11 protein-coding genes are annotated in these 13,958 nt (G+C 37.5%); all 11 read left to right on the top strand.

The genetic code is table 11. From position 1 onward, the window contains the following. Nucleotides 1-42: 42 nt before the first annotated feature. The 11 genes from SAY88_RS08125 to SAY88_RS08175 all read left to right on the top strand — a co-directional run bounded on the left by SAY88_RS08125 (nucleotide 43) and on the right by SAY88_RS08175 (nucleotide 13,819). A complete protein-coding gene (locus tag SAY88_RS08125) occupies nucleotides 43-1,050 on the top strand; it encodes a Gfo/Idh/MocA family protein (RefSeq protein WP_332630830.1) in 1,008 nt (335 codons plus the stop codon). A gap of 158 nt (nucleotides 1,051-1,208) precedes the next feature. Continuing rightward, on the top strand, nucleotides 1,209-2,561 hold the full coding sequence (locus tag SAY88_RS08130) for an aspartate aminotransferase family protein (RefSeq protein WP_332630831.1): 1,353 nt from the start codon (nucleotides 1,209-1,211) through the stop codon (nucleotides 2,559-2,561). Between the two features lie 241 nt (nucleotides 2,562-2,802). Then, nucleotides 2,803-4,104, top strand: coding sequence for an ATP-binding protein (locus SAY88_RS08135; protein ID WP_332630833.1), 1,302 nt, complete (start codon nucleotides 2,803-2,805; stop codon nucleotides 4,102-4,104). 163 nt (nucleotides 4,105-4,267) lie between these two features. Next, a complete protein-coding gene (locus tag SAY88_RS08140; protein ID WP_332630835.1) occupies nucleotides 4,268-5,581 on the top strand; it encodes a polysaccharide biosynthesis protein in 1,314 nt (437 codons plus the stop codon). A 223-nt stretch (nucleotides 5,582-5,804) separates the two neighbouring features. Then, nucleotides 5,805-7,220, top strand: coding sequence for a PTS system trehalose-specific EIIBC component (gene treP / locus SAY88_RS08145; protein WP_332630838.1), 1,416 nt, complete (start codon nucleotides 5,805-5,807; stop codon nucleotides 7,218-7,220). 146 nt (nucleotides 7,221-7,366) lie between these two features. Further along, the gene (locus tag SAY88_RS08150; RefSeq protein WP_332630839.1) at nucleotides 7,367-7,540 is read left to right on the top strand and encodes an alpha-amylase family glycosyl hydrolase; all 174 of its coding nucleotides are present in this window, start codon (nucleotides 7,367-7,369) and stop codon (nucleotides 7,538-7,540) included. Between the two features lie 14 nt (nucleotides 7,541-7,554). Then, a complete protein-coding gene (gene treC, locus SAY88_RS08155) occupies nucleotides 7,555-9,231 on the top strand; it encodes an alpha,alpha-phosphotrehalase (RefSeq protein WP_332630841.1) in 1,677 nt (558 codons plus the stop codon). 29 nt (nucleotides 9,232-9,260) lie between these two features. Then, nucleotides 9,261-9,977, top strand: a complete 717-nt coding sequence (treR, locus tag SAY88_RS08160; protein WP_332630843.1) for a trehalose operon repressor — start codon at nucleotides 9,261-9,263, stop codon at nucleotides 9,975-9,977. 66 nt (nucleotides 9,978-10,043) lie between these two features. Next, nucleotides 10,044-10,523, top strand: a complete 480-nt coding sequence (locus SAY88_RS08165) for a glutathione peroxidase (protein WP_332630845.1) — start codon at nucleotides 10,044-10,046, stop codon at nucleotides 10,521-10,523. A gap of 162 nt (nucleotides 10,524-10,685) precedes the next feature. Further along, nucleotides 10,686-11,744 carry a nitric oxide synthase oxygenase gene (locus SAY88_RS08170; protein WP_332630848.1) on the top strand — a complete coding sequence of 353 codons (1,059 nt, stop codon included), beginning with the start codon at nucleotides 10,686-10,688 and terminating at the stop codon, nucleotides 11,742-11,744. Between the two features lie 164 nt (nucleotides 11,745-11,908). Beyond that, nucleotides 11,909-13,819, top strand: coding sequence for an ABC-F family ATP-binding cassette domain-containing protein (locus SAY88_RS08175; protein WP_332630850.1), 1,911 nt, complete (start codon nucleotides 11,909-11,911; stop codon nucleotides 13,817-13,819). The last annotated feature ends 139 nt before the right edge of the window (nucleotides 13,820-13,958 follow it).

Below are 13,958 nucleotides of genomic sequence, written 5' to 3' on the forward strand. Positions count from 1 at the left end.
TGAATATAAAGATAAGATATTAGTGAAAAGGTGGATAAACAAATGAGTCAAACTGTAAAATGGGGTATTTTAGGCACTGCAGGAATTGCGAAGAAAGCCATTATCCCAGCTATAGAAAGAGCGAATAATGCAAAAGTCATTGCAGTTGCTTCTAGCAGTGATATAAAAAAGGCAGAGGAATTCGGGGCGTTGTTTGACATTCCTAAGAAGTATGGAAGCTATGATGAGTTATTAGACGATGAAGAAATTGAGGCTGTTTATATCCCTTTGCCAAACAACCTTCATGTAACGTGGGTTACGAAAGCGGCTGAGAAAGGGAAGCATATACTTTGTGAAAAGCCGGCAGCGATAACAGTTGAAGAGGTTAAGTATATGGTTGAAGCTTGTAAGAGGAACAATGTTTTATTCATGGAAGCGTTCATGTATCAATTCCACCCTCAACACCAGCGTGTAAAGGAGTTGATTGAGAGTGGGGTTATTGGTGACGTTAATCTTATGCGGTCAGCATTTTCTTATTCTATGAATTTAGAAAGTGAAGCACAGAATATACGTTTAAACCCAGAATTAGGTGGAGGGAGTCTTTACGATGTTGGTTGCTATTGTATACATGCCAGTCGGTTCATTCTAGATAAAGAGCCGAAGCAAGTGTTTGCTTCTGGCGATATTCCAGCTAACGTGGGTGTTGATCTTACAACAGCAGGTTTATTAACTTTTGAAGAAGGGATTACAGCTAGTTTTTCTTGCAGTTTTCAGCAACCTGATGAAAATCAATATACAGTGATTGGTACGAAGGGGAAAATAGACGTACCGGCGGCTTTTAGACCTGATAAACAAGAAGGGAATGGTCAAATATTGATTACAGATCAGAACGGTGAAACACGTGAAGAATGGGTAAAAGGTGATCAATATGCTCTTCAAATTGAACATTTCTCAGAGTGTGTTTGGTCAGGGAGTAAACCATTCTATAGCATTGAACAAACAATCGCTAATATGAAAGTTCTTGAGGCTTGTCAAAAGTCGCTACAGCAAAATAGATTAATGTTAGTCTAATGTTTGATGGGGTTATCCATAAAGTTCGTTTTTTGACCTTTATGGATAACCCTTTTCATTATGAATCAGTAAAGCCATAAGCATTTAACATATCAAAATTTGTGTCTAAAATCTCGGACGACTAAATAAAAATGTAGAAGAGGTTAGGAGGAGGTATTATGTCAAAATCAGAGTTAACTAAGTATCAGCAGAAGGATGAAGCGTATGTTTGGCATGCCATGAAGCCATATAACCCCACTAATACACTAATTGCAAAAGAGGCAAAAGGAGTATGGGTAACAGATGAAGAAGGGAAACGCTTCTTGGATGCGATGTCTGGACTATGGTGTGTAAATGTTGGTTATGGAAGAGAAGAGTTAGCAGAGGCGGCCTATGAACAAATGAAGCAACTTTCTTATTTCCCGCTAACACATAGTCATGGCCCTGCTATTCAGTTGGCAGAGAAGTTAAATGAATTGCTTGGTGGAGAGTATGTTATCTTTTATTCCAATAGCGGGTCAGAGGCGAATGAAGTTGCCTTTAAAATTGCCCGGCAATATCACCAGCAAAAAGGCGACTCTAACCGTTATAAAATCATTTCTAGGTATCGTTCCTATCATGGAAACACGATGGGGGCAATGGCTGCTACTGGCCAAGCGCAAAGGAAGTATAAATATGAACCGATGACTACAGGCTTTCTTCACGTTGCGCCTCCTGATACGTATCGATCTCCAGTTGATTTGACTAAGACAGGGAGAGAACGAGAAGAAGTAAAAGCAATTGAGCGAATGATGGTTTGGGAGCTAGCAGAAACAGTTGCTGCTGTTATTATGGAACCAATTATTACTGGAGGAGGTATCCTTCTCCCACCTGAAGATTACCTGACGTCCGTACAGGAAGTGTGCCAGGAAAAAGGGGCCTTATTAATTGTCGATGAAGTCATCTGCGGCTTTGGGCGTACAGGGGAGCCATTTGGGTTTATGAACTATGGTGTAAAACCAGATATTATTACAATGGCAAAAGGGATAACAAGTGCATATTTACCATTATCCGTTACGGCTGTTAAAAAAGAAGTCTACGATGCGTTTAAAGGATCCGAAGATTATGACTATTTTAGACATGTCAACACATTTGGAGGGAATCCTGCAGCATGTGCACTAGCGTTAAAGAATTTGGGAATTATGGAAAAAGAAGGGTTGTATACAAGAGCAAAAGCCGTTGGTGCAGAAATGTTAGAAGAACTAAAAAAAGAGTTATTACCACACCCGAATGTAGGTGACGTTCGAGGCAAAGGATTGCTTATTGGAATTGAGTTAGTAAATGATAAAGAGACTAAAGAACCAATTGATGTTCAACTTGTAAATAAAGTCATTGCTAGTTGTAAAGAGAATGGTGTTATTATTGGGAAAAATGGTGCTACAGTTGCCGGATATAATAATGTACTAACAATTGCTCCGCCTCTCATCATTAACGAAGAAGAAGTTAAGCTACTTGTTAAGACAATTGTAGAGTCAGTAAAGCTTAATTTGTAAATGGAGCATAGATATATTTAAAGTTAATTGGAGGGAGCCCTGCTAGAATTATTACAGTAGGGCTTTTTTTATTGTTTATTTTTATCGGATGTTTGTAAGACTTCTTTTTAAAATTAAGAGAATGTCAGATTATGTACTGACAAAATTTCTAATTTTTTGAAGGATTAACAGAGAGAATGTCGAATATTGATGTAACATTATTGAATCCACTGTGGGTTGACAAAAAGGTGGGAGCCTTTACATGATTGCAGAAAAACTCCTGTTACACCTCTTGATCGTTTTGATGCCAATCTTGGTTGTTACTCTTTTTTTAAATAACAGAAAAGATAAACAGTCAAAATTCGTCTTAGTTGTTTTATTAGGGGTAGCAGCTATTTTGTGTATCGTTTTCTCGTTTAAAGAACAAGGATTACATTGGGACTTACGTTATGTTTTATTAATGCTTGCTTTTTTATATGGGGGGCCAAAAGCAGGTTGGGCTATTTGTGGAGTGACACTCTTAACAAGGACAATTGTTGGTGGAGAGCATCTTTTTATTGGCCTTGGCGTCATTATTGTTTCTTCTCTTATGTTTCATTTATTCGCCAATCGCTATCAACAAATTGTGCACAAGTGGGAAAGAGTCAGATTTTCTATTATGTTAATTTTTTGGCCTGCGCTTACTCAATTAACGCTTTTGGGTATTTATTTAGAGTTAAGTGGAGATTTGAATAGACAATTAGGTCACTTTATTTATTACATACTTGTCTTTATTGGTGCACTCGTTATTTCAGTGGGGTTTGCAACCTTATTATTGGAACAACTAATGGAAAGAAAGCGGATACAAGAAGAGATGCAAAGAGCTGTAAAATTAAATGCTATTAGTGAGTTGGCTGCTTCAATCGCACACGAAGTTCGTAATCCCCTGACGGTAGTGAAAGGTTTTCTCCAATTAATGCAAAAAGATGAAAAAGGAAAGAAAAAAGAATACTTTAATATTGCATTGCATGAAATGAATCGAGCAGAGCAAATTATTAGCGATTATTTAAATTTTGCAAAACCACAATTTAAAACTATTCAAGTGATTGAAGTGAATCAGATTTTACATGAAATTATTAGTTTTTTAACCCCTTATTCTCTTAAAGAGAACGTAGAGTTGAATATTGATGGCACAAAGAACACTTTAATTAGCAGTGATAAAAACCAATTTAAACAAGTATTAATTAATTTAATTAAAAATGCAATTGAAGCAACGCCTGAAAAAGGGCAAGTTACTGTAAAGGTCGAAGAGGACCAAACCGTTGTAAGAATTACTATTGCAGATAACGGAAAAGGAATGAGTCAAGAGCAACTGGCTAAAATTGGTACTCTCTTTTATTCAACGAAAGAAAAGGGGACAGGGCTTGGGACAATGGTTTCATTTAGAATTATTGAAGAGATGGGGGGGACGCTAAGATACGAAAGCTGTGTTAATGTTGGAACGAAAGTGACAATCGTAATGCCGATGAATCAAAGTACGAAGTCGTCCTTAGAAGTCGCAGCGTTATCGATAAAAAATGATTAGTTTGAGATTCAATTTGTTATGAAAAATAATTAGTACTTTCTAGCCGGGCTTAATTTACAAGCTTGGTTTTTTTATTTTATTCCGATGAATCTTGCTTTTCTCAACCATATTTTAGTGACTTGTCTCATATAAATTTATGGACAGGATGTGGGGGAGAGAAACAATGAATATCTTTTTCAAAAGTGCGTTATTGTTAATTGTTGCTGCTTTTCTAGGTGAATGTATAGAGTTTTTGATTAATATGGTGTTGGCAAGGGAATTAGGAGAGGAAGGCCTAGGATTATACATGTCAATCTTGCCAACGGTGCTGTTTATTGTAGTTATAGCAAGTCTTGAACTGCCAATTTCTATTTCTAAGTTTGTTGCGGAGCAAAATGTTATTTTTCATCGTAGCATGTTGATGCATGCGTTAAAATTTGCAACAGTGTGTACGGTTGTGTTTTCATTACTGGCGTTATGGATCCTACCGATTATTCCTGTGTTTGAAAGGTATCATCCGCTTGTTCCTTGGTTGTTTCTCTGCCTGATTCCGATCATTGCGTTTTCCTCTGTAGCAAGAGGATACTTCATGGGAGCACAAAAGATGGGGAAGATCGCATTTGCCAACTTTCTTAGGCGTGCGGGACAACTCATTTTATTAATGATCCTATTTATGTTCACCTCATTTGAATCGGAAGTAGCTTTATTAGTAGCGTTATGTACGTTAATTGCCAGTGAGTTTCTTGTACTTAGCTTTTTATTTATTGCCTTTCTAATCCAAATGAGAGTATTAAAACGAGAACCGAGGGCGAACCTCTCAGGCAGTAAAGTACGGAAAAGTTTGCTGGAAGTGTCAATACCGACAACTGGACTACGTATTTTCCATGCGGCCACTTTTGCAGTGAAACCTTTTTTTATTAAAGAAACATTAGTAAGAGCGGGAATGGTTGATTCACTTGCAATGGTACAGTATGGGAAGATGGCGGGGGTAGCTTTTACGATTGGCTTTTTTCCGGCTTTTATTGCTCATTCGTTGTTGATTGTTTTAATACCAACTGTATCTGAGGCGTACTCAAGAGGAGATACGGCAAGGCTGAGATCGCTATTAAGGAAGGTAATGTTACTAACGGCAATATATGGGATACCTGCTGTGGCTGTTTTCTACTTTTTTGCTGAACCGTTAACTAGTCTCTTTTTTGAGAATTCACCAGCAATCCGTTATTTACAATTATTAGTTCCATATTTTTTATTTCATTTCTTTGTTATTCCTATGCAAGCCTATTTAATCGGTCTTGGACTAGTGAAGGATGCTTTTGTTCATGCGCTCTACTCGACGGTATTTTCTTTTGTCATGATGTATGTTTTAGGCTCTACTCCAAGCTTTCAAATGGATGGAATTATTTTAGGAATGAATATGGGAGCAATTTTACTCACCTTCTTGCATTACTTAACAATATGCAAAAAGATTGAGGTAAATATATTCTTAAAAAAAATATGAAATGAAGGGGCGATGTCCACAAGGAGTGGGCGTCGCTTCTCCTTGTTTTATCACGAATAAATCATTCTCATAAGGAAATCTTACAAAAATATAAATGAAACAATTGACTAATATGTATATACAAGTTAGAATGAAAACGTGATCAGGGCTTGTATATACAAGGTCGGTCAGTTTGGACATGTAGAATCCGAGAAAACGCTTTCGAGGGAAGGGGAAATAAAAGATGAGTGAGTTTAGAGAATCAGCGAAACAAATACTCGCTGCTCTAGGTGGTAAGGATAATATAGCGTCGGCAACCCATTGTGTTACACGTTTACGCCTTGCTTTAGTAGATGAAGAAAAGGTAGATAAAAAAGCTTTAGAGAACATTGATGTAGTAAGAGGGTCATTTTCTACGAGTGGTCAATTCCAAGTGGTAATTGGGCAAGGGACAGTTGATAAAGTTTATAAAGAGCTTGTATCTCTTGCAGAAATTACTGAGGCTTCAAAAGAAGAAACGAAGAAGGCTGCGGAGAAGAACTTAAATCCATTGCAACGTGCAGTGAAAACGCTTGCTGATATTTTTATTCCAATCTTACCTGCTATTGTTACTGCCGGTTTGTTAATGGGTATTAATAATATTTTAACTGCTGAAGGGATATTTGCAGAACAATCCGTTGTTGCTATGTTTCCGCAGTGGGCTGATGTTGCTGACATTATTCACTTAATTGCTAATACTGCTTTTGTGTTTTTACCAGGTTTAATTGGTTGGTCGGCGGTGAAACGATTTGGTGGTAATGAATTACTCGGTATTGTATTAGGTTTAATGCTTGTGCATCCTGACCTCCTTAATGCTTGGGGGTATGGGGCGGCACAAGAAGCTGGTGAAATCCCATACTGGAACTTATTTGGATTAGATGTAGCTAAAGTCGGTTATCAAGGTCAAGTTCTACCAATTCTGGTGGCAGCATTCGTTCTAGCTAAAATAGAAATTGCACTTAGAAAGCGAATTCCAGACGGTTTTCAACTGCTAGTAGTAGCTCCGGTTGCTTTACTAGTCACGGGGTTTATCGCATTTATTGCAATTGGTCCTGTTACATTTGCAATTGGAAATGGAATAACCGCATTATTTGTAGGGATTTTTGATAATTTCGCAGTATTAGGTGGTCTTTTGTACGGTGGGATTTATGCTCCACTTGTTATTACTGGTATGCACCATACATTCTTAGCAGTTGATCTTCAGTTGATTGGGAGTATTGGTGCAACGTTCTTGTGGCCTATTGTAGCTCTTTCTAACATTGCACAAGGATCAGCGGCACTTGCTATGTACTTTGTATTAAAAGATGAAAAGGTAAAAGGTCTTTCATTAACATCTTCAATCTCAGCTTACCTAGGAATTACAGAGCCAGCAATGTTTGGTGTGAACTTACGATACCGTTTCCCATTTATTTGCGCTATTATCGGTTCGGCAATTGCAGCCATGTGGATTACGTTTAACTCTGTTTTAGCGCCTTCCATAGGGGTTGGTGGCTTGCCAGGTATCTTCTCGATTCAAGCGGGACAGTGGCTTGCATTTGCAATTGGTATGGTTATTGCTGTAGTCGTACCATTGGTTCTAACATTTATTTTTGCAAAGACACGAAAGAAAGAAATTAATTAAACGTTTGTTTACGTGATTAAGTGAAAAAGGGGAACGATCAGTATAAGGGAGGCAGCGTGCAACTTATATTGATCGCTCCCTTGTTTTTTCTTAGAATAACAATTAGACTTTTCTTGTATATACAAGTAGGGAAGGTGGTTTTCTAAGTGGAAAGACCTTGGTGGAAGGAAAGTGTAGTTTATCAAATTTACCCGAGAAGTTTTATGGATAGCAATGGAGATGGAATAGGTGATCTTTCAAGTATTATTAAAGCTGCTAAACAACCAAGCAATCGTATAACTTTACAACCGTATGAAGCAAGAGTTTATTACAGGAATTAGGAAGGTGAACTAGTATGAACGAATGGTGGAGAAAGTCAGTTGTATATCAAATTTATCCGAAAAGTTTTAACGATACGACCGGGAATGGTGTTGGTGATTTACAAGGAATTATTGAAAAGCTAGATTATTTAAGAAATCTAGGGGTAGATGTATTATGGCTTACACCTGTCTATGCCTCTCCTCAGAAGGATAACGGATATGATATAGCTGATTATTATTCTATCCATGAGGAATATGGAAATATGGACGATTTTGATCGACTTCTAAAGGAAACACACCAACGTGGAATGAAGTTAATCATGGATCTTGTTGTTAACCATACATCTACCGAACATAACTGGTTTAAGGAGTCACAGAAGTCAAAAGACAATCCATATCGTGATTTTTATATATGGAAGGACCCCGTAGAAGGTGCAGAGCCTTCGAATTGGCAATCGAAATTTGGCGGGAATGCTTGGGAGTATGATGAGAAGACAGGCCAATATTACTTGCACCTATTTGATGTTACGCAAGCAGATCTTAATTGGGAAAATGAAACATTACGTAAGCACGTATATGACATGATGCATTTTTGGTTTGAAAAAGGAATCGATGGCTTCCGTCTTGATGTTATTAATTTAATATCTAAAGATCAAACATTCCCAAATGATGATGGAAGTGTAGCCCCAGGGGATGGACGTAAATTTTATACAGATGGTCCAAGAGTTCATGAGTATCTCCAAGAAATGAACAAAGAAGTGCTATCAAAGTACGATAGTATGACAGTTGGAGAAATGTCATCGACATCTATTGAACATTGTATAAAGTACTCAAATCCTGCGCGCAAAGAATTAAGCATGACCTTTAATTTTCACCATCTAAAAGTAGATTATCCGAACGGTGAAAAATGGGCGATAGCAGATTTTGATTTTCTTGCTTTAAAACAAATCTTAACGAAATGGCAAGTTGAAATGAACAAGGGTGGAGGCTGGAATGCACTATTTTGGTGCAATCATGATCAGCCAAGAGTGGTGACACGTTATGGAAATGACACAACGTATCACAATGAATCAGCGAAAATGTTAGCTACAACGATCCATCTTATGCAAGGTACGCCATATATTTATCAAGGTGAAGAGTTTGGTATGACAGACCCTGGTTTTGAGTCAATAGAGGATTACCGTGATGTTGAAACATTAAACTATTACCGCATTATGAAAGAAAAAGGGTTAAACGAAGAAGAAATCATGGAGATTATTAAACGCAAGTCCCGTGACAATTCTAGAACACCTGTACAATGGAATGATGAAGAAAATGCAGGGTTCACGACGGGAACGCCGTGGATTCCAGTAGCGGAAAATTATAAAGAAATTAACGCCGAACGTGCTGTAGCAGATGAATCATCGATCTTCTATCATTACAAAAAACTGATTCAATTACGTAAAGACTTTGATATCTTAACAGTTGGTAACTACCGATTATTATTAGAGGAAGATCCTCAACTATTCGTTTATGAGCGTGTATATGAAAATGAAAAAGTTTTAGTTGTTAATAACTTTTACGGGAAGGAAGGTACGTTTGAAGTACCTGAAGAGTGGGTTGACTCGATTTCAAGCTGTGAGCTTCTTCTTTCAAATTATGAAGAAAAGCAACAACTAAAACCTAGACTACAACTAAAACCTTATGAGTCACTCGTTTATTACACAAAGTAAACATGATACACTATACACAGGTGGTATAGATGACTAAAAGTAAATTTCAAATGATCTATGATGAGTTAGTAGGACATATCGAAAATGGAGATTTAAAAGCAAACGAACTTCTTCCGTCGGAAAATGAGTTAGCTGAAAGTTTCAAAGCCTCACGAGAAACAATTCGAAAGGCATTAAAGTTGTTGTCTGAACATGGGTATATTCAGAAGATGCAAGGGAAGGGCTCAGTTGTTTTAGATGTAACGAAAATTAACTTTCCGATCTCAGGGCTTGTGAGTTTTCGAGAACTTGCTGATAAAATGGGCAAACGCGCTAAAACGGATGTTGTAGGCTTAGAAGAACAATTGATGACTCCGGATATGCAAGAGCAATTTCAGATGAAGGAAGCGACTAACGTCTGGAGTGTGAAACGTGTTCGGGAAATTGATAGAGAACGAATTATTTTAGATAATGATTATCTCCTTACATCCCTTGTTCCAGGTCTGACAGTAGATATATGCGCAAGATCATTATATGCATATATTGAACAGGTGCTCGGTCTAACGATAAGTTTTGCTAAAAAAGAGATAACGGTTGAAAGGCCTACAGAAGAAGACAAGGAACTTCTTGATTTGAAAGAGTATGATACGATTGTTGTGGTTAAGAGTCATGTTTACCTTGATGATGCAACGATGTTTCAATATACGGAATCACGGCACCGCCCGGATAAATTTCGATTTGTTGATTTTGCCAGAAGAACACGATAATAAGAGCAGAGTCTTCGTTTGTTATTTTCATTTACGGTATAATGATCGTAAGTGAGGAGGGGTTTGATGAGTGTTCATGACTTTTCGGTATTGAAGTCTAATGGAGAAGAGGTAAGTCTCGGATCTTATAAGGGAGAGATTTTGTTAATTGTTAATACAGCTACAAAATGTGGACTTGCTCCTCAATTTCGAGGACTAGAAAAGTTACATCAAAAGTACAAAAATCAAGGGTTAGCTGTGTTAGGATTCCCATCAAATCAGTTCTTAAATCAAGAACCTGTTAGTGATGAACAAATGGAAGAAGCTTGCGAGTTAAACTTTGGAGTCACGTTCCCTTTATTTGCGAAAATTAATGTCAAAGGCAATACAGCTCATCCGCTCTATAAATTTTTAAAAACCGAAAAAAAGGGTTTATGGAACTCGGAAATTAAGTGGAATTTCACTAAATTCCTAGTGGATAAAAATGGTGCTGTGGTTGAACGTTATGGTCCAGCGGTTGTCCCGGAAAAAATTGAAGAAGATATCCGGAAATTATTAGACTTATAAAGCAGACATGTCGTTGTAACAATGGCATGTCTTTTTTTGAAATGTTCATGTTATAATCAATTGTTTCTCGGATAATTAGCTCTCTTTGCAGTAAGGTAAATTGTGTAAAAATGAAATTCTCGCCTACAATAAGAAGAGCGGACGCTAAATGAGGTGGTCGGTATGTTACAAGAAGAAGCAAAAATATTTATCAAGACGTGTTATCAAGAGTTAAGTAAAGATGAACGCGAATACAATGAAAGAATGGCATCTATCTTTAAGGAGATTGATGAATTCGGAACATATACCCACACTTATGAAGAGCTAGCTCATGGGGCGAGAATGGCATGGAGAAACAGCAATCGTTGTATTGGCCGTTTGTTCTGGGAATCCATGCATGTACTAGATGAGCGGAATCTTGAAACTGCAGAGGAAATAGCCAATGCACTTTTTTTTCACCTTCAATACGGGACTAATCAGGGAAAAGTGATTCCGACTATAACAGTATTTAAGCCAGGGCATGTTCGTATTTGGAATCACCAATTAATTCGTTATGCTGGATATGAGACGAAGGATGGCATAACTGGAGACCCAGACTCTATAAATTTCACAAAATATTGTGAGTCGCTAGGGTGGGAAGGGGATCAAACGCCATATGATATTTTGCCATTAGTTATTCAGGTTGGAAATAAACAACCTAAAATCTTTTCCATTCCAAACGAATGTATCCTTAATGTGCCAATCCAACATCCCACGATTGAAAACTTTACAGATCTTCAATTACAGTGGTACGCTGTCCCTTTTATTTCGGATATGAAGCTTGAAGTTGGAGGAATTATATATGAAGCAGCTCCTTTTAATGGATGGTATATGGGAACAGAGATCGGGGCAAGAGATTTAGCTGATCAAAAGCGTTATAATGTTTTGCCGGGAGTTGCTGAACTGATGGGGCTCGAAACAACTCGAGACTCAACGTTATGGAAAGACCGTGCACTTATTGAACTTAATGAAGCTGTTCTATACTCGTTTAAGCAAGCAGGAGTCAGTATTGTTGACCATCACACAGCTGCAAAACAATTTAAGCAGTTTGAAGATAGAGAAGCGGATAAACATAGAAAGGTAACTGGAACATGGTCGTGGCTTATCCCGCCTGTATCTCCAGCTGCAACGCATATTTTTCATAAAGATTATCACGATGAAGTGGTTAAGCCGAACTATTTTTATCAAGACAAAAAGTATTAGGTGGTGTCTCAAAAGGTCTGTTTTTGACCTTTTGAGACACCCCTGCCTCTGTTTCGGCCTTCTGAGGCACCACCTTTTTTTGAGTCTGTTACAAGAAGATGCAAAATTGGGGGAAGTTGCGTTAAAATAGAGTTCATAAGTATAGGGATAAAGGACGGGAAATAATGAGCATGTTACAGGTTGAGGGGTTAACAAAAACATACGGTGATAAAACGCTATTTGATCATCTTTCATTTACAATTGGAGATAAAGAACGAATTGGATTAATTGGTGTAAATGGAACGGGAAAATCAACTCTTTTAAAGATCATCGCTGGCGTTGAATCGGCGGATAAAGGTGAACAAATTCATGCGAATGATTTTCAAATTGAATATTTGCCGCAACAGCCCGAGTTACAGGGTGATCTTACGGTTATGGAACAGATTTATTTTGGAGATTCAAAAATTATGTCAACAATGCGTGCATACGAACAAAGCTTGTTGTTATTTGAGAAAAATCCAGAAAGTCAACATTATCAGCAGAAATTTATGAAATGGCAGCAAACAATGGATGAACTTGATGCTTGGGAGGCAAATACAATCGCGAAAACAGTCCTTTCTAAGCTTGGCATTAACGATTATCAAGCAAAGGTCGATCAGCTATCAGGTGGACAAAAAAAACGTGTTGCGATTGCGAAGGCTCTTATTCAACCAGCTGACTTGTTACTTTTAGATGAACCAACCAACCACCTTGATCATGAAACGATTGAGTGGTTAGAAACATTTCTGTCGACTTACAAAGGTTCAATTATACTTATTACACATGATCGCTATTTTTTAAATCGAGTGACAAATCATATGTATGAACTTGACCAAGGGCGCTTATTTAAATATGTTGGAAATTACGAAACATTTCTAGAGAAGAAAGCTGAAAGAGAGCAACAGGAAGCGCAAAGGGATCAAAAGAGAGCAAATATATTAAGGCGAGAGCTAGCATGGCTAAAGCGTGGTGCAAAGGCTAGAACAACAAAGCAAAAAGCTCGAATTCAACGAGTGGAACTGTTGCAAGAGGAGGAAGGCTTCTCCGGACGAGGTGAATTTGATTTTGCCATTGGTTCACATAGACTAGGAAAGCAAGTTATTGAGCTTGAAGATGTCTCAAAAACATACGATCAAAGAGTGCTGATCGATTCTCTTAATTATTTAATTGTTAAAGGAGAGCGGCTAGGGATTGTAGGTCCGAATGGAAGTGGAAAAACAACATTATTGAATATGATAGCTGGTCGCATTCTCCCAGATAAAGGAACAATTACTACTGGTGAAACGGTTAAAATAGGCTATTACACACAAGAGGATGAAGAAATCGATGGATCTTTACGTGTCGTAGATTATATTAAAGAAGTGGCAGAGGTCGTCTATACTGTTGATGGATCAAGTATTACGGCAGAACAAATGTTAGAACGTTTCCTATTTCCAAGGTCCATGCAATATACGTATATCCGCCGTTTGTCTGGTGGGGAGCGAAGACGTCTTTATTTATTAAGAGTTTTAATGAAGGAACCAAATGTATTGTTTTTGGATGAACCAACAAATGATTTAGATACGGAAACACTCTCGGTACTTGAAGATTATTTAGATCAATTTCCAGGTGTTGTCATCACTGTTTCTCACGACCGCTATTTTCTCGATCGTGTTGTAGATCACTTACTCGTATTTGAAGGGAATGGTGTTGTTTCACGGTTTCAAGGTCATTACACTGATTACTTAGCAGATAAGCAGAGCAAATTAGAAGAAGTAAGGCCTAGTGAAAAAGAAAAGAGTCGTAATCTAGATAACTCTAAAAAGGAACCAAGAAAAAAGTTATCTTATAAAGATCAGCAAGAATGGAATCAAATTGAAGACAAAATTACAGGAATTGAAGAGAACCTTGAAAATATAGAAAATGCAATTACTGAAGCAGGTAGTGATTATGGAGCTATTTCAGAAAAAATGAAGGAAAAAGAATCGTTAGAAAAAGAGTTGGAAGAAACAATTGAGCGGTGGACAGAGTTATCTTTGTTAGTTGAAGAAATTGAAGATAACCTAAAAAAAGGATAAGAAGACGACTGAAAAAGGTGGAAACTGTACCTTTTTCAGTCGTCTCTTTGGAAGAAGTCCATTTTCATTCTGACAAATTCATTTCAACTTCAATAAAAAATAACAAAAGTGGTAACCTAAAAAATGGTTAGCGCTTTCT

It is taken from the genome of Halalkalibacter flavus, assembly GCF_036663575.1.
Lineage (GTDB): Bacteria > Bacillota > Bacilli > Bacillales > Bacillaceae_D > Halalkalibacter > Halalkalibacter flavus.